Genomic DNA, 17,896 nt, shown 5'->3' on the forward strand with positions numbered 1-17,896 from the left:
GTAAAGGAATGTGTACGAATGACGAATTCAAATAATAAAGTAGGCTTTGTTTTAGCGGGTCTGCTCTTGGCCATGTTGATGGCGTCAATGGACAACACGATTGTTGCCACAGCGATGGGAACCATCGTAGGAGATCTAGGCGGACTAGATAAGTTCGTATGGGTGACATCCGCTTATATGGTTGCTGAAATGGCGGGTATGCCGATTTTTGGTAAGTTGTCCGATATGTTCGGGCGTAAACGATTTTTCATTTTTGGATTGATTGTATTTTTATGTGCTTCCATGTTATGTGGTACAGCCGAAAGCATTGTACAGTTGAGTATTTACCGTGCGCTTCAAGGTATCGGTGGCGGTGCGCTGATTCCAATCGCGTTCACGATCATGTTTGATACCGTTCCCGTCGAACAGCGCGGGAAGTTAGGCGGTTTGTTCGGTGCGGTATTCGGTTTGTCCAGTATTTTTGGACCGTTGCTTGGTGCATACATTACGGATTATATTAACTGGCACTGGGTATTTTATGTGAATATACCACTAGGCGTACTTGCGCTTATCTTCATCGCTATGTTCTACAAAGAATCACCGATTCATACGAAGCAAAAGATCGACTGGTGGGGTGCTGTGACGCTTGTTGGTGCCGTTGTCAGTATGATGTTTGCCCTTGAGCTTGGTGGAAATAAATATGCATGGGATTCCAGCTTGATTATCGGACTGTTTGCAGCTTTCACCGTGCTAACAATTTGTTTTATCATCATTGAAAGAAAAGTCATCGAGCCTATTATTTCATTCCCGATGTTTAAGATACGTTTGTTTACAACGAGTAATGCGCTTGGTTTATTGAGCGGGATGGGCTTTATCACGGCTTCTGTCTATATCCCGATTTATATTCAAGGTGTACTTGGCGGAACTGCTACCAATTCTGGTCTCGTCCTATTGCCGATGATGGTTGGCTCCGTTTTCTCTGCGGTAGGCGGCGGTTTCTTAATGAATAAGATTCCATATCGTAACATTATGATGGTCTTTGTTGTGATTCTAGCAGCAGGTATGGTCATGCTGACACAGCTTGACCCAGATACAAGCCGCTTGTATGTGACGATGTGCATGATCGTCGTCGGTGTAGGGATCGGTGCGAGCTTCTCCGTTCTTTCAAACTCGGCGATTCATCACTTCGATCCGTCGCAACGTGGTTCTGTGAACGCAACAGTCTCTTTCATTCGTTCCCTAGGTATGACATTAGGGATTACGCTATTCGGAATCATTCAACGGAATGATTTCACAGCGAAGCTCGAGGAGATTTTCGCTGGAAGCGGGCAAGGGAACATGGCGGACAATCCAGCATTTAGTGATCCTAGGGTACTGCTGGCACCTGAAATGCGTGCCCAAATCCCTACGCCTGTACTGGAGAAAATTACAGCAGGATTGTCATCCTCGATTTCGTATACGTTCATGTGGGCATTGATACCAACAGCCTTGGCTGTCGTAGCGGCAGTACTTATGAGTAAAGAACGCTTAACTGAATCTTTGGAGCATAAGCAAGCTGAGCAAGCCGCAGCAGAACTAAAGCATAATCACTAAGCTTTTAATAAAGCTGTAATGCAAAAAAACATCCCAAAACATGAGTCATGTTCTGGGATGTTTCTTTGTATATCGCAAATCAAGCGTAGGACTCCTTGATAACAGGCTCGGTCAGCTTGTACCCGACGTTGCGAATGGTCATGATGTATTCAGGATGACGTGCATTTTGTTCAATCTTGTCACGCAGATGAGAGATGTGGACATCAACGATGCGCGTATCCCCAAGAAAGTGATAGTCCCATACGCCATGAAGCAGCTGTTGCCGACTAAGCACTTTGCCACGATGCTTGCAAAGGAATAGAAGCAATTCGAACTCCTTAGGCGTAAGCTCGATTGGCGTGCCATTCATCGTCACTTCGCGTTGCTCTGCTTTGACAGAGATTTGGCCGATCGCAATCGGTGCTTCTTCCGTCGTAGAAGGCAAGGTCTGGATGCGGCGATGAATTGCTTGAATGCGGGAGACGAGCTCAAGCGGTGAGAAAGGCTTCGTCATGTAATCATCTGCGCCGTTGTCCAAACCGGCAATTTTATCGGTCAGATCCTGCATGGCCGTCAACATAATAATTGGAACGAGGTTATTCTGGCTTCTCAGCTTGCGGCATACTTGTAAGCCGTCCATTTTGGGCAGCATGAGATCAAGGACGATGAGATCAGGGCGAAACGATTGAATCGCGCTAAAGACAGCTTCTCCGTCGAATACGCAATGTACCTCGAAGCCAGCAAGCTTCAGGTTGAATTCAATCAGCATGGAGATGGAAGGTTCGTCATCAACAATTAGAATTTTCTTTTTCATTGTCAGTAGGCTCCTTTTAATGAAGGATATCTCTAGTATGACGTACCTCTATCATCGCGATATTAAGATAAAGTTAACGCTGTGTTAAATTGCATTCCAGAACAGGTTATAATAGGATAGAGAATGAGGTGAATGAACAAAGATGGCTTTTCATATTGTATTAGTAGAACCTGAAATTCCTGCGAACACAGGCAACATTTCTCGCACATGTGCGGCAACAGGTACTCATCTTCATTTGGTGAGACCCCTTGGCTTTGATACCGATGATAAGACACTGAAACGCGCTGGTCTTGATTATTGGCATTCGGTGAAGATTGACTACCACGATTCATTCGATGAAGTCTTGGCAGCATACGAGGGTCATAGATTCTTCTTCGCATCGACGAAGGCAAGCAAACGTTACTCAGATTTTACCTTCCAAGATGGCGATTTCTTCGTGTTTGGGAAAGAGACCAAAGGTCTGCCTGAGGAGTTGCTGCGTCAGCACCCTGATACCTTAATACGGCTGCCAATGTCCGACGCGGTAAGATCCTTAAATCTTTCCAACTCTGCGGCTATTATTTTATATGAGGGATTACGCCAAACTGGGTTCGTAGGTCTCGAGTAGGGAGGCTTACGACCTATGTTTTTTGGTGCTCAAGCGACATTTTTGACAAGAAAAGAAAGTTTTTAGGGCTTTAGCAGAAGGAATTTCATGAATCACGGCGAATAGTATCCGTAAGCTCGATATGGAAATGTTGGTCGATGTGAAATTGCCGGAAGTGTAGAACACGTCTGGGAAAAGAGAGGTGAAGTCCTATGATGAAGCCAGCTGGAGTCGTACGTAAAGTCGATCAATTGGGACGAATCGTATTACCTAAATCGTTACGTAAGCGATACCAAATGAATGAGGGAGATCCTGTAGAAATCCTAGTGCAGGGTGATCATATCATTCTTGAGAGATATCGTCCGAAATGTGTATTCTGCGGTAGCATGGAAAGTGTCAGTGAATTCAAAGATCGTTATATTTGCGGCGTTTGTATAACTGAAATGAACCTGCTTAAGGCGAAAGTCTAGTAGTTGAACAAATGAAAAAAGCATCGCTTCCTCCAAGTGGAGTAGGCGATGCTTTTTCTATTGGCTTATAGGCCTTTTGTTTTGTCCTCGTTATAGGAAGCCGTCAACATAGCGACGATGAATAATAGAAAAACGGAATTAACGAGCCAAAATGTTGTGGATAAACCGAACATTGCTGCACCTCCTATAGGGTTAAAGAACATTTTTGCACATAGTTAAGGCTTATTATACCCAACCATCCCCAAAAAAGAAACGAATATTGTGTGAATAATTTGGGTCATTTGAAAAACAAGAAGTTCGTAGCGAGTGGTCGGAGCCTGCCATCTGAAGGACGATTGATTACGCTGCCACCCCAGACTAGTGTGGTAGAACCTCCACCGTCCAAATTATAAGCATCTACGACGCCTAGTTGCTGCATTTTGTCCTGCAGTTCGGCCAGTGTAGCACCTGAATTGCCGCTCTCGTCGTAACCATCCGTGACAAGGAATAAAAGCTGATCATGCTTGTAATTAGCCATCACCGTTCGTGCTGCTCTTGCCGGTGAGCTCTGCCATTGATACGGAATGGAAGTCTTGCTGCCGTTTTTCATCAGCACGGGGACGAAGGTCGTACCCATCAGAGGGTTCAGCTTGTCGAGTTCCGATTGAGAGCTGAACTTGCCGCCGATCAGTTTGCGATCTTTGTTCAAGCCGATGAAAGCCGTGTCATTGTTGGTAGGGAAGAAGCCGTTGACATATTTCCCGTTCATCACAGTGGTGTCAAGCGGATAGCGCCTTCCGCGGTTATCGTCCGCGAAGCCGCCAGCGTTAATGCCGACAACAGCGCCATAGCGTGAAGCTGCGGCCAAAGTCGTTTCACTGGAGCCGAGCTTATCATTCCCTAACACGAGCTTGATCGCTTTATCGCTTTTGAGGTTCACTTTAAGAGCATAACCTGAATAATGTTTTTCATTCAAAGCGAACAGCTGAATGTCGATATTGCCAGAAGTGGCTTGGCGGATGGGGTTGCCGAGCTTGGCTGTAATGCGTGCATCATAGATAAGTCCGGGTTTGGCGACTTGCGAAGCCGCGCTTTGGAGCATGGCGGCTACTTCTGCCGTGCTTTTCTCGTACAGCTGGAAATACTGCTGAATAATGGTTTTGGTTTGGACCGCATCCGTATTCGCTTGGGTCAACAGACTGTTCAAGGTACTCGTCTCTTGCCCCAGATTGATCGGTGTTGACGCCACAGGAGACTTGACTGGAATGGAAATATGCAGGGATACGAAGAGCAGCCAAATCAGCATTCCGAGGAAAGGGGCGCAGGCAAGCAACATAACACGATTGAGTTGCTGAATCGAATTCGCTGTCATTATTTTAACACATCCAGATTTTTGGTCAGCTCATCTAGCTTCTTCTTGACGTCAGCGAGCTGCGTATACAGTTGATTGCTATTATCGGTCTTGCTGTTAGCGCTATCTTTGGTGAAAGCCAGTAATTCATTCAATGAATCTACTTTGGCTTGCAAAGCCTTCATGTCGGAAGTCACACTATCCTTCAATTGAGAGACTTGCTTCTGATAATCTTGCTGAATAACTTGTAATTGCTGCTGGGTTTGCTGTGCGATATCGGTCGATATTTGTTGCCTCAGATGTTCTGTGTACATCATCGTAGCTGTTACTCCGACTGCGACCAGCATGACCCAACCCACGAATAGGTAAACATACGTTTTCTTCTTGACCCTAGTTGCCTTCGCCGTGCGGGGAAAAGAATTCGCCGTTGCGCTCTCAATGGGCATACTCATGAAAATCACCTCTTACTACTAGTATAGCATATTCCATTATTTTCTCGGAATATTAGATAGAATTCGCTGTTTTTCGATATTCATTGGGGGTCATACCAGACATTTTTTTGAAAACCTTGCTGAAATACTTCTCATCCTGATACCCAACCATCTCAGCAACTTGTGAAATGCGAAGATTCGGATTGCAGAGCAGCACCTTGGCTTTGCTCATGCGAATTTGTCCCAAGTAGTCAGACAGATTGACTTCGAACTCCTGTTTAAACTTGCGGGAGATGTACTCGCGGCTAAGATAAAAGCGGCTGGCAATATCCGCAAGCGAAATATCCTCATGATAATGCTTTTCTAGAAAGCTAGCAATTTCGAAAATAACATTGTTATCTTTATGTTGACTCTCCAGATGTAGCTTGGATACCTGAACGAGGCTGCGGGTTAGCTCTTGCTGCCAGAGCGATAAGGACAGGATGCCTTTCTCGTCAAGCGTAATGATCGTGGCTGCGCTATCCTCCAAGAGCAATGGATGGATGTCCTCCTCGCGGCTGTTCGGTACCAATTGCTGGACCCAACGACGCATCATCACCCGGTATTCCCCCCACCAATGCTCGAGCTGCTCAGGTGTAATAATGTCACAGCTTCTGATTGCGTCAATCCAGATTTGAACGATATCTTGGATTTGCTCGACATTGCCACTACGCAGTGCCAGATAAATTTGCTCTTCAAATTGGTGAAAGGTCAACGTTTGTTGAGTAACCTTGGCCGGGAGCCAGTTCGTATGAATCCATGTTTCTTTGGATTTCAGATTACGTTGTCGGAGTGCATCCCGTGCTTCCTGGTAGGATAGCTTCAATTGACTTGGAAAGCTATGAGCACGCCCAATCCCAAAGTCCACACGAGCATGCAAAGCAGTGCGAATTCCATCATTAATTGTCGCGAGCAGCTCCTCAGCCGCAGAAGGATCTGACCATAAGAAGAGTACAATTTCATTCGAATTATGCAGGTGCCGGAAGGCGTAGCCGCGCTGATGTGGAACGAGAAATTCATTGCAAATATTAATCAAAGAGAAGAGCAGGAGATCGATATTTTGACTGAATTTATTTTTAATACTAGCCTCCATCGTATCTAGAGAGAGAATGGCAACACGACAGGTTGCAACACTTCTGGATAAATGAAGCTCGCGCTCCAGTTGGTCAGCGACGGGCTCATACGTATTCGGTTCTGCAATTAACGCGGAAAGCAGCTTATCCCAGTAAATGGGCTTGAATTGATTCACTTCAATATTCAGTTCGCGATTGGCATGCCGTTGCTCTTCTTCCTTGAGCCAAGTCTGAATGGCTTTATCTAAAGCTTCATTCAACTGGTCCGGATCAATCGGCTTCAAAATATAATCCGTTCCGCCAAACTTCACCGTATGTCGAAGTAAAGAGAAGTCGTCGTGACCGCTGATGACGATGGTCTTGGCATCAGGTGCATAGCGATGCAGCCATTCGAGCAGCTTCACGCCATTCATGATCGGCATCATCATATCGGTCATAATAATCTCAGGATTCTCACTGCCAACTAAGGCAATGGCGGCTTCTCCGTCAGGTGCTTCCAAAATCGTATCAATCCCGTAATGCTTCCAATCCACAAGCAATCGGATGGCATCACGAACATGCTTCTCATCATCTACAAGTAAAACTTTCATTTCAGGTTACTCCCTTTTTCATCGGAATATGGATGACAATCCGCAGGCCTTGGGGATGTACGTGGTCAATCTCCAATGTGGCATCATCATTGAAATAGAGCTGGACGCGCGTAAGAACATTTCGTAAACCGATATAGGAATCATCCGCGACCGTTGGAGCTTTCAATCGACTGCGGACCTCATTCATACGCTGATCCGTCATCCCAATACCGTTATCTGCCACGGTGAGCTTCAAGTAGTCCCCGTCAGGAGTAATCAGCTTCGCAGATTCGATACGCAACAGGCCGACGTCTTGCGAATGGCTTGGTTTAAAACCATGCTTGAAATAATTTTCGACAAGCGGTTGTAGGATCATTTTAGGTACAGTAATGGTTTGGGTTCCTTCTTCAATCGCATAAACAATATCAAACTGGTGTTCAAAACGCTGCTTCTGCAGCTCTAAATAAGCCTTAATATGGTCGATTTCTTTCCGTAGTGGAACGATAGATTCGTTCGTGTTCATGCTGTAATGCATCATTTTGGCTAAGGAATTAATTAGCGTGTAAATTTTAGGGGCTTCATGCTGCAAAGCCAGTGTTCCGATCGATTGCAGGGCATTATTCAAGAAATGCGGATTAATTTGTGCTTGCAGCGCCATCAGCTGATTCGATTTATTCGCTAGCTCCAACCGATATTCGCGCATGACCATTTGATTTAAGTCCTGCATAAGTCCATGGAAGCGGTTCGCGAGTATCCCCATCTCATCGGTTCTGGTCAACTCAATGTCGCTGTGCGGATCTCCAAGCCCAACTTGTCCTGTTTGAATCCGTGTAATGTAACGAATCAATTGCTTGATAGGAGCCGTAAAACGAATACTAATATAGACCGTTCCAGCCATAACAATCAGCATGGAGAACGAAAGGATAAGAGCGTTAATGAAGGTCAATTGGCGAGCGTTCTTGGTGAGCTGCTCATACGGAAGACGCTTAACAATCGTCCAGTTCAGATAGTCTGTGCGCATTTTCTCATACATATTAATCCCCGCAAAAGCACCGTTCGACCATTCATAGCTGCCTTTGTCAAGGGTACTGTGAACAGCTTCATCACCCCAATTGCCGTCTAATTGAAGTCCCCATTTGCTTGGATCTGGACCGAATACGATATGTCCCGTTTCATCTAATATGTAGAGTTCCTCTTGATCATGGGTGAATAGGCCTTGTGAAATATCAGATACTAGATCCAAATTCAAATCAATAACAAGCTCACCAATCGATTGATTACTAGGTGAGTACATGATGTTACGGTGCATAGAAATAACTGGCGTTGGGTTAGAATATGCAGAGAGTGACATGCCATACAAATTGTTCTGATGCTTGATTTCGAAATACACAAGCTTGCCCGCAGGGAACGGCTGCAGTCCCTCATATTTACCAGCCATGCTTACTTGAATGTCATTGTGGGTAAGAAATGAACTGTTGCTAACGGAGGCATACAGGTAAATTTGTTTGATTTCCTTAACCGAATGTGACATGACCTGTAGACCGCTTTTGATCACTTTATCGCTCTGATAATTGATCTCGGGCTGCGTTTGAATGATCTCATAAAATTGGCCAAGCTCAGCAATATTTCTGCCTGTGTAAATCGTGGAGGAGGCTTGAACCACGCCATCCAGATAGTTCACGAGATTCGTTTTACCTTGTGAGAGTAAGGCGGAATTGTTGGTCAGCGTATCTTCGGTCACCTTCTGTTTGGTGAAGAAATAGGAGACGCCAAGGGAGGTAAGGAAGGGAACGAGAGTGGCAATGAGCAGAAATAAGATCAATTTATTACGAATACTGTGTCGTATCAGGCTTCATCAGCTCGGTTTCTATAATGGGATTTTCCCCTACATTGTAGCAGGAGAGGTCAACAAATTCCACCTAATGCGTCATCATCGTCTGTGTTTTGGGGTACTGAGGCACTCTATACTTGGGTATAGTAGCAGAATGGTAAGGGGGACTTCCCAGTGAAAACAAAAAGAATGCTTTCAGGATGGCTTCAGCAATGGGTGTTTATCGGACCTGCGTTAATATTTTTTAGCATCGTGGTCTTGATTCCATTTCTGATGAGCATCTATTATTCGTTTACCGAATGGAATGGCGTAACAACGAAAGTGACCTTCAATGGACTGGAGAATTTCAAGCAAATCCTCTTCCATGATAAGGATTATCGCAATGCCTTTAACTTTACATCACGCTTGACCGTGACCAACGTCATTTTGACGAACCTCGTCGGCTTCTTGCTCGCCTTATTGCTCACGCAAGCGCTGAAAACAAGAAATGTGCTGCGCACAATCTTTTTTATGCCTAACGTGATTGGTGGTTTATTGCTTGGTTTTATCTGGCAGTTTATCTTTGTAAAAGGGTTTGCAACCCTAGGCAATCTCACGCATATCGGCTTTTTCGAACTGCCTTGGTTAGGTGACTCACCGACAGCTTTCTGGGCAATCGTTATTGTTAGTGTGTGGCAGGGCGCTGGATATCTCATGATTATTTACATAGCAGCTTTGTCGAACGTTCCTAAGGATATGCTCGAAGCAGCTTATATCGATGGGGCATCCCGCTTGCAAGTACTGCGAAGCATTATCGTTCCGCTCATCATGCCAGCAGTCACAGTCTGCTTGTTCCTAACGATTTCGTGGTCGTTCAAGATCTTTGATTTGAACTTCTCCTTAACGAAAGGCGGGCCGTTCAATTCCACGGAGTCGGTTTCGATCAATATTTATCAAGAAGCTTTCCGTAATAATCGTTATGGCTTAGGTACAGCCAAAGCTCTCGTATTCTTCATCGTGGTTGCCATCATTTCAACCATCCAAGTGATGTACACCAAGCGCAAGGAGGTTGAGGTCTAATGGCTTCCATCAAAAAATATACGGGTCGATTATTTGCTCTTGAAGTTCTTGGCATTCTAGTCGCCATATTGTTCTTAATTCCGTTTTATTTTGTCATCGCTAATTCCTTGAAGACGTTCCCTGAGCTTGCAGCGAATACAGCTAAGCTTCCAAGCTCTCTTTATCTAGATAACTACACCAAAGTATGGAGCATCATGAAGTTTCCAAAGGCGTTCTTCAACTCTTTGTTCATTACTGTTTTGAGTAATGTAGGCCTCGTGATCATCTCTTCTATGGCGGCGTATCGCATGGTGAGGAGAGCAAGTAAATTCAATAACCTTGTTTTCTTGGCTTTCGTTGCTGCGATGGTTATTCCTTTTCAGTCGATTATGATTCCGCTGGTTCGAGTAGCAAGTCAAGTAGGCTTTATGGATAGTAAGTTAGGCTTGGTTGCATGTTACTACGGATTCGGTGTTTCATTAAATGTGTTCTTGTACCATGGCTTCATCAAGTCCATTCCACTGGAAATTGAGGAGTCCGCCAAAGTAGATGGTAGTTCAGCTTACGGTGTGTTTTGGAAAATCGTATTTCCACTGCTCAAGCCAATGTCGATTACCATTATCATCTTGAACAGCTTATGGATTTGGAATGACTATTTGCTTCCATCTCTAGTACTGGGCAATCCAGAGCTGCGGACCATTCCGCTTGCAACCTTCTCGTTCTTTGGACAATATACGAAGCAGTGGGATTTAGCGCTTGCTGGGTTAACATTAAGCGTGTTGCCGATCGTTATTTTCTTCTTGTTCTTACAGAAACACATCGTAGAAGGGATTACGGCAGGTTCAGTAAAAGGATAACAAAATTGCAAATAAGTTCAAGATTTTCCACCTTTATGTTCAATATACTCGGTGTTAAGCCAGGATGTAAGTGTTTACAATGAATCATGTAAGGAAGCAAGGCAAGAATAAGCAAGTGGGTTTAAACAAAGGAACAAGATAAAGGGAGGCAATACCTAGATGAAAAAATTAACAATGGTTTCAATGGCGGCAGTATTATCCTTGTCCGTACTAGCAGCTGGTTGCGGGAAAAAAGACGAGACAGCAAGTCCAGCTCCAACTACGGGTGCATCAACAGGGACAACAACACCTGCTGCTGGCGGCAAGCCAGTCACCATTAAAATTTTCCAATTCAAAGTAGAGATCGCAGATCAACTTGGTAAAATGGTGCAAGAATATCAGAAGCTGAACCCGAACGTGAAAATTCAAGTCGACACAGTCGGCGGTGGGGCTGACTACGGTGCTGCCTTGCTTGCGAAGTTTAATGCAGGTGACAAACCGGATATTTTCAACAACGGCGGTTTCACAGATCTAGATAAATGGATCGAGAACCTAGAAGATCTATCCGATCAACCTTGGGTGAAAGATCTTGTAGACGTTGCGAAAGAGCCTATGACTAAAGGTGGAAAGCTATACGGTCAACCACTTAACCTTGAAGGTTACGGCTTCCAATACAATAAAGACCTATTTGCTAAAGCTGGCATCACAGAGCTTCCTAAAACGTTCTCTCAATTAGAAGCAGCGGCTAAAAAGCTGAAAGATGCGGGTATCACACCTTTTGAAACTGGCTATGCCGAGTGGTGGGTACTTGGAAACCATTTCGTGAACCTTCCATTTGCTTATCAGAAGGATCCGAATGCATTCATCGATGGTTTGAACAAAGGTACGGCGAAGATTACTGGCAACGAAGTGTTCAATCAATGGGTGAAATTGTTCGACCTTCAATTGCAATATGGCAACAAGAACCCTCTACAAACCGACTACAACACACAAGTAACGGATTTTGCTACGGGTAAAGCGGCTATGACGCAACAAGGTAACTGGACACAAGTTCAAATTTCCAAAACAAACCCAGACATCAAAATTGGCTTCTTGCCAATGCCGATCAGCGATGACGCAGCAGCGAACGACAAATTGTTCGTAGGCGTTCCGAATAACTGGGTTATCAACAAAAACTCTGCAGTTAAAGACGAAGCTAAGAAATTCTTGAATTGGATGGTTAGCTCCGATATCGGTAAGAAATATATCACAGATGAGTTCAAGTTTATCCCAGCTTTCAAAACAATTCCTGCTGACGAGAAAGTACTTGGCCCATTAGCAGCAGACATCATCACTTACAGCAAAGCTGGTAAAACACTGAGCTGGAACTGGTTCAAATTCCCAGGTGGAGAAGCATCCAGTAAGAAATTCGGCGATGTTATGCAAGGATATGTTGCGAAGAAGTATACGAAGGATCAAATGTTGGAAGAATTCCAGAAAACATGGGATAGCCTTAAGAAGTAACCCGAATCTAGACGTACGTAAAGCCTCAGCGCCAATGCTGAGGCTTTTTGCTGTTTAACAGATGTGACAATGGCTGTTACAATGAAGAGGACTGGGGGATTATCATGAATCTTAAAATTAGAGCTTGGCTGCAAAGCAGAGGGAATACGCTTCCACTAGAGAAAAAGCTGTCTCGAGAAGCGGTTATTTCCTTATTAATTCATTCCATTTTTCAATTCGGAGCTTCCATGTCAGGGGTGTTTCTTAATTTATACTTATGGCGGTTAACGCATAGTGTTGTCGTGAATGGGACTTATAGCATGATCGTGTATATTTTAACACCGATTGGGTTCGCCGTTGGTGGTTATATGATTAAGAAGAAGGATCGAATGGTCTCGTACCGGCTAGGTATAGTACTGATCGGTATCTTCTATTTAAGTGTGAGTATCGCTGGGGAGCGGCTTGTCGATTATTACATACTTTTTGCCATATTTAATGGACTTGCAGGAAGTTTCTACTGGGTCGGTTACTTAACTCTCATGTATGATGTGTCGACAGAGCAGAATCGAATTCGTTATCTGGCCTATAATATGATGTTTTTCACTGCGGCTACACTGGCGGGACCAGCACTTGCTGGCTTCATTATTCGGTTAAAAGAAGGATTAAGCGGATACACCATCGTCTTCTCGATTGCTTTCATCATGTTCGTATTGGCGGCATTCATCTCCCTGAAGATTAAGGCATCAAGCGGGCACCATCGTGTGTACTATTTGAAATATACGGGACTCATCATGAAGAAAAAGCAAGAGTGGTCGAAAGCACTGCTTGGTTTCTTCGGTATGGGCTTATTGCAGGGTACGATGTTGTTTCTGCCGAACATTCTTCTATTTAAAGTGCTGCCGCGTGAAGACTTGGTGGGATATCTCGGTGTTCTCTATTCGAGTTTAAGTATTGTCATGGGCATCTTTATTTCGAAATATGCGAATGCAGGCAGGGCACGGATGTATTTGACCATTTCGACAGTGGGTTACCTCGTTGGGGTCTGCTGTATTATAGGAAGTTTAAATGTGTGGTCTGTGGTCGGCTTTATGATTCTTTACTCCATCTTTGCACCGTTGCAAGGGAATACCATGACGGGGTTCTACTATAGTTTGATTGCGCGACTTCCTCTTAAAGGGGAATTAAAGGTAGAAAGCGTGGTTGTTCGGGAATTTTTCTTGAATGTCGGGCGGGTTATTTCCATTCTCGTGCTCATTACCTTCGGGAGCGATTTGGATGGCGGCCTGATTCCATGGATCCTGCTGATAGCCGCTTTGACGCAATTTGGCTTGATATGGTCGATCAAGAATCGATAGGCATATAAGGATGAGAGCCCCTTAATTCGGATATCCTAGAAGATAGTGAATTGGAGAAGAGGGGCATTGTGCAGATGGAGAAAGTAGATACTTTGATCGTCGGAGGAGGCATTGCAGGACTTCAAGCGGCGGTTCAATTAGGCAGATATGAACATAAGGTACTTGTGGTTGACGCAGGTTATGGCCGTTCTACCCTATGCAGGAGCTATCATAATATTCTAGGTTGGCCAGATGGGGTATCAGGGGAAGAACTGCGGCGATTAGGCAGGCTGCAAGCTGAGCGATTAGGGGTTGCTTTTGTTCAAGATGAAGTTGTACAGGCTGTGGCAAAAGGAAGAATCGGGGATGGCTTCGAGCTATGGGGAAAAAGTGGCCGCGGCTATGAAGCAAGGACGCTTCTGCTGGCGACGGGCTTAATAGACCGAATGCCTGAGTTACCGAACCTGAAGGAATGCTTGGGATTGACCGTGTATGTATGCCCGGATTGTGATGGATATGAGATCAAAGATCGCAGTACGCTGGTGATGGGATCAGGTGATGCAGGAGCAGCTATGGCCATCAAGCTCCGCCATCGAACAGATAAGATGACGTATGTGAATCATCAACAACGAGCCGTAAAAAGTGAATATCTAGTGGAAATGAAAAATAAAGGCATTACCTATATGACAGAAGATCTTGCCGAGATTATTGCTGATTCCCCAGGACGTTTCCAGGGAGTTGTGCTGAAAGATGGCAGACGACTTGAAGCGGAGAGAGGCTTTATTGCCTTCGGTGGCAATGAAGTGAAGTCGGATCTGGCGCGTCAGCTTGGGGCAGAACGCATGGAGAATCGGCATATTATGACCGATCCTCGCAGTAAAATGACGAGTGTTCCTTTCGTCTGGGCGGCTGGCGATGTTGGGGTTCATGCGGAACAAGTGACGATCGCGATGGGTGAAGGCTCGCAGGCGGCCATTTGGATCAACAAGGCGCTGCTCAGAATGAACGAAGAGGCGAATGTTCATCGAGTTGTTATTCGGTCTTAGGTAAACGAAGGATTAAGAGATGAAGGACAGAAGATCGGACAATAGTGAATTGAACATTAGATAAACACTACGGGGCAGATACAGTTGGGAAAGCTGCTACTACGTGAGCATACTCTACTAGGGCCTTCTCGCCGCTAGGGGTCAGATGATATATGCCTCGGCTTTGTCTGACGAACCAACGATAGTAGTTTTGTTGGAGTAGTGAGCTTACATTCATGTTACTCGTAAACTCACGCAGCTTGCGCGGACTCAAAGGACCGTGCTGCTGCATTAGATAGGCGCAATGCAGCGATTTCTCGCGGTAAGCTGTCATTAGCTTCTGCTGGGAGCTGCCTCCGACATTATAGTCACCGCTGCGCTCATGGAATTCGGTCATCAGCTTGCCAGAAGCCCTCTTGTTGGGGCGCAAGGTATAAGGTGTAGGCTCACAGACGAGATCGACTGTGGGCTGTTTGCGTTTGTAGAATTGGACCGTTAAGACACCTAGCCCAAGCATGCGACAAAGCCGGCGAATATCCTCCCATTGCACACGATGGGGGGCTTTCCCCTTGTTAGGGAGCTCGAAGGCGACATATACGTCTTGTGTAAGCCGTAATCGTTCAATACCTTGAACGAGAAGCGGGATATTAAAGCTTTTTTTTAATTCAACAATAATAGGCGGTTCTTCGCCTCGAATGGCCACTAAGTCACAGTGCTTAACTTCCCCGCGGACGGTATAGCCACGCTGTTCGAAGAAGTGTTTGATCGGGGCATACAGCTCTGTTTCGGATTGGATCGGCATGAGGGATTGTCTCCTCTTTTCGTGCGAAAAGTCTGATAGAATGGCTTTCATTATAGCATAGGTTACGCTAGAATAGGAGGGAGAATCACTTGTACGTACGAGTCAGGAGATGAGGATATGAGTGAATTATTAAATGAATGGTTGGGTAAAAGCTTGGCGTGCGTCTGCGGACAAAAGCATGAGATTCCGATTCGCCGGATTGTCATAGAACGAGAGGCTTTAGCTGCTATTGTTGATTATGTGAGGGAAGCAGGCTATGCGGAAGTAACGCTAGTTGCGGACGCGAATACATATGCTGTGGCTGGTGAAAAGCTGCACTCCCTGTTGGAAGATGCCCAGGTGAGCGTTGGCCTTAGCGTGATTCGTGAGAACGGGATGGGGGAAGTGGCCGCCGATGAGGAAGCTATCGTTCAATTGATGTTGGACACCTCATTAACGTCGAAAGTCTTGATCGCCGTTGGTTCGGGGACGATTCATGATATTGTGCGATTCGTCAGTCATCGCACGAATAGGCCATTTCTCTCCGTGCCGACAGCACCGTCGGTTGACGGGTTTGCCTCTGTTGGCGCACCGCTCATCGTTCGAGGCTTCAAACAGACGATCCCGTGCTCAGCGCCCGAGGCGATCTTCGCCGATTTGGGCATACTCGCTGGGGCGCCACAGGCGATGATTGCCGCAGGCGTTGGCGACATGCTCGGCAAGCATACCTCGCTCGCGGACTGGGCACTCGGCCGCGTGCTGCTGGACGAGCACTACTGCGAGCTCAGCGCTCGTATGACTTTGGAATCGGTGGAGCTGTGCACCGCACATCTGGAAGAGATCGCGCAGCGCACCGAGCTGGGCATGCGTCGATTAATGGAAGGCCTGATCCTATCCGGCCTTTCCATGCTCTTGGTCGGCCACTCTCGGCCGGCCTCCGGGGCTGAGCACCATCTCTCCCATTATTGGGAGATGGTGCTTCTGCAGCAGCGCCGTCGGGCGCTGCTGCACGGCGCGAAGGTCGGCGTCGCGACCGTGCTCATGGCGCAGCGCTATCAGGCGCTGCTGGGGCTCACGGCCGACGAGGCCGCTGCGCGCCTAGCGCAAGGGCAGGCCCCGAGTGCGCAGACGGATGCGGAACGCATCCGGGCGGCCTACGGGGCCATGGCCGAGGCCATCATCGCCGAGAATGCGTCGGCGATGGGGGTTGATGCGCGTGCGCTGGGGGCGCGCATCGTGATGCACTGGGGCGATGTGCAGAGCATCGCCCGCGCGGTTCCGGCGCCGGAGCAGCTTGCTGCGTGGCTCGCGGCGGTGCAGGGGCCGGTAACGCCGGACCAGCTTGGCGTAGAGCCAGCGCTGGTGGAGGCGTCATTGCAGGATGCGCTGTTCGTGCGCAACCGGTTCACGATCTTACGCTTACAGCGTCTGCTGTAAGCATCTTCTATAGCATGCATGTCCCAATCCTCCCATATTGTCGGGAGGATTTTTTCATACTGAACCTCAGGTTATTTTAGACAAAGAGGCCAAAATGTTAAAAAAATACATTCCTATCGTAAATTACTTCATACAGCTTAATTCTAATAGGGATTATGATATTAACATTCAAGGGAATGTAAGCGCAGACATAATAAAAGCCTTGAAGCGGCCTAGGTACTATCGAGAGGAGGATGGCGGCTCTTAAAGTGGAACGAACGTGTGACTTTATCTGTTAACGATCTTAACGATCAAATCAACACAGTTTAGCTAACCGTTTCTCAGAAATATCAATCAGTTATGGAGGGGAAATGTAATGAAAAAAAAGTTTAAATTGATTATTTCCAGCTTAACGCTCGTATCCACGATTGCAATTGCAGCTACCGTATATGCAGCTACCGTAACGATAAATTCCGATGGTCCGAATACTGGAAAGACTGCACTCGAAATCTTCCAGCAGTATCTGGGTTCAGACCCGATCGACGGGCCAACCGATTCAAGCCATCTATACGAATCCACCTCTACTCATGTTGGTAACGTACTCCAATTCAAAGTAGGCACCTCTTCGGATACCGCAGCATTGGACGGCAGCAATACCGACCGCCAACGGCTTGAAGTAAAAGCCTACAAGAGCTCACCGAGCAATGTAACGGCAACTAACGGACAAACGACTACTTACAAATGGCAGTTTAGAGCGGTAAGCCCATATCCGATGTCGCCGACAGGAAATTTTCACCATATTTTTCAATTGAAAGCACAGGACGGGGATGACGGTGCTCCGATACTAACTTTCTCGTTAGATGACGGTTACCTAAAATTTAGACATAGCCCGATTGGGGCTACGATGGATGAAGTGGAAACGCTAGCCCAAACTGCATTCTCTAACATTGACGGTCAATGGGTAGAAGCATCAATTACGGTGAAGCATACAGATAGCGGTTCCATTAATATGACTCTCAAGAAACTCGATGGCACCGTATTGATGTCCTATAGCGGCACTAAGGATAACTGGAGAGAAGGAGCATCGATCAACCGTCCGAAATGGGGCATTTATCGCAAAATCTACTCCGGTATGCCGGAAGCCAAAATCCAGTTCGCCAACTTCCAAATTACTGAATAATCTCTGTCAACGTGGTGTCCCAAAAGTAAATTAAATCACTTAGTGGCATAGCAAGAAATGAGGTGGTAAGGTTAGTCTTGCCTTCTCATTTTTTATTCAATGAAAGGGGT

Annotated in this window: 16 protein-coding genes; 10 read left to right on the forward strand and 6 right to left on the reverse strand. The window is 46.1% G+C overall.

Going from position 1 to position 17,896, the window contains the following annotated elements; genetic code table 11:
• The first annotated feature begins 18 nt into the window (after positions 1-18).
• Entirely contained in the window at positions 19-1,572 is a 1,554-nt protein-coding gene (locus AC58QG_RS26580; protein WP_497365109.1) for an MDR family MFS transporter, read from the forward strand.
• Positions 1,573-1,651: 79 nt separating this feature from the next.
• Here AC58QG_RS26580 and AC58QG_RS26585 read toward each other — a convergent pair whose 3' ends face one another.
• Positions 1,652-2,365 (reverse strand): response regulator transcription factor, encoded by a 714-nt coding sequence (locus AC58QG_RS26585; RefSeq protein WP_173110967.1) that lies wholly within the window; start codon positions 2,363-2,365, stop codon positions 1,652-1,654.
• 142 nt (positions 2,366-2,507) lie between these two features.
• Between AC58QG_RS26585 and trmL the strand changes: the two genes are divergently transcribed.
• Together trmL and AC58QG_RS26595 are read left to right on the forward strand one after the other, a co-directional pair.
• On the forward strand, positions 2,508-2,972 hold the full coding sequence (gene trmL / locus AC58QG_RS26590; RefSeq protein ID WP_497365110.1) for a tRNA (uridine(34)/cytosine(34)/5-carboxymethylaminomethyluridine(34)-2'-O)-methyltransferase TrmL: 465 nt from the start codon (positions 2,508-2,510) through the stop codon (positions 2,970-2,972).
• A gap of 194 nt (positions 2,973-3,166) precedes the next feature.
• Complete coding sequence (locus AC58QG_RS26595) at positions 3,167-3,421, forward strand: AbrB/MazE/SpoVT family DNA-binding domain-containing protein (protein WP_497365288.1); 255 nt, start codon at positions 3,167-3,169, stop codon at positions 3,419-3,421.
• A gap of 277 nt (positions 3,422-3,698) precedes the next feature.
• Here the strand turns inward: AC58QG_RS26595 and AC58QG_RS26600 are convergent, their stop codons facing one another.
• Genes AC58QG_RS26600 through AC58QG_RS26615 form a run of 4 tightly spaced genes read right to left on the reverse strand, consistent with a single transcriptional unit; the run spans position 3,699 to position 8,685 of the window.
• Entirely contained in the window at positions 3,699-4,772 is a 1,074-nt protein-coding gene (locus tag AC58QG_RS26600; RefSeq protein ID WP_497365111.1) for a phosphodiester glycosidase family protein, read from the reverse strand.
• Positions 4,772-5,203, reverse strand: coding sequence for a hypothetical protein (locus tag AC58QG_RS26605; RefSeq protein WP_497365112.1), 432 nt, complete (start codon positions 5,201-5,203; stop codon positions 4,772-4,774). Before AC58QG_RS26605 ends, AC58QG_RS26600 begins: the two co-directional genes overlap by 1 nt.
• A 52-nt stretch (positions 5,204-5,255) precedes the next feature.
• The gene (locus AC58QG_RS26610) at positions 5,256-6,884 is read right to left on the reverse strand and encodes a response regulator (RefSeq protein WP_497365113.1); all 1,629 of its coding nucleotides are present in this window, start codon (positions 6,882-6,884) and stop codon (positions 5,256-5,258) included.
• Position 6,885: 1 nt separating this feature from the next.
• Positions 6,886-8,685, reverse strand: coding sequence for a cache domain-containing sensor histidine kinase (locus tag AC58QG_RS26615; protein WP_497365114.1), 1,800 nt, complete (start codon positions 8,683-8,685; stop codon positions 6,886-6,888).
• A 198-nt stretch (positions 8,686-8,883) separates the two neighbouring features.
• On the opposite strand from AC58QG_RS26615, the gene AC58QG_RS26620 reads away from it, so the two are divergent.
• The 5 genes from AC58QG_RS26620 to AC58QG_RS26640 all read left to right on the forward strand — a co-directional run bounded on the left by AC58QG_RS26620 (position 8,884) and on the right by AC58QG_RS26640 (position 14,430).
• Positions 8,884-9,753 (forward strand): carbohydrate ABC transporter permease, encoded by an 870-nt coding sequence (locus AC58QG_RS26620; protein WP_497365289.1) that lies wholly within the window; start codon positions 8,884-8,886, stop codon positions 9,751-9,753.
• Entirely contained in the window at positions 9,753-10,589 is an 837-nt protein-coding gene (locus AC58QG_RS26625; protein ID WP_497365115.1) for a carbohydrate ABC transporter permease, read from the forward strand. Before AC58QG_RS26620 ends, AC58QG_RS26625 begins: the two co-directional genes overlap by 1 nt.
• Positions 10,590-10,748: 159 nt before the next feature.
• On the forward strand, positions 10,749-12,071 hold the full coding sequence (locus AC58QG_RS26630) for an ABC transporter substrate-binding protein (RefSeq protein WP_497365116.1): 1,323 nt from the start codon (positions 10,749-10,751) through the stop codon (positions 12,069-12,071).
• A 104-nt stretch (positions 12,072-12,175) separates the two neighbouring features.
• On the forward strand, positions 12,176-13,405 hold the full coding sequence (locus AC58QG_RS26635) for an MFS transporter (protein WP_497365117.1): 1,230 nt from the start codon (positions 12,176-12,178) through the stop codon (positions 13,403-13,405).
• 74 nt (positions 13,406-13,479) lie between these two features.
• Complete coding sequence (locus AC58QG_RS26640; protein WP_497365118.1) at positions 13,480-14,430, forward strand: NAD(P)/FAD-dependent oxidoreductase; 951 nt, start codon at positions 13,480-13,482, stop codon at positions 14,428-14,430.
• Between the two features lie 67 nt (positions 14,431-14,497).
• Here AC58QG_RS26640 and AC58QG_RS26645 read toward each other — a convergent pair whose 3' ends face one another.
• Positions 14,498-15,211, reverse strand: coding sequence for a DUF2161 domain-containing phosphodiesterase (locus tag AC58QG_RS26645; RefSeq protein WP_497365119.1), 714 nt, complete (start codon positions 15,209-15,211; stop codon positions 14,498-14,500).
• Between the two features lie 117 nt (positions 15,212-15,328).
• Here AC58QG_RS26645 and AC58QG_RS26650 point away from each other — a divergent pair, with 117 nt between their 5' ends.
• Complete coding sequence (locus AC58QG_RS26650; RefSeq protein ID WP_497365120.1) at positions 15,329-16,627, forward strand: sn-glycerol-1-phosphate dehydrogenase; 1,299 nt, start codon at positions 15,329-15,331, stop codon at positions 16,625-16,627.
• A 355-nt stretch (positions 16,628-16,982) separates the two neighbouring features.
• Positions 16,983-17,786: a hypothetical protein gene (locus AC58QG_RS26655; protein WP_497365121.1), complete on the forward strand. Its 804-nt coding sequence runs from the start codon at positions 16,983-16,985 to the stop codon at positions 17,784-17,786.
• Positions 17,787-17,896: the final 110 nt, after the last annotated feature.

It is taken from the genome of Paenibacillus sp. J22P169 (genome assembly GCF_059691995.1).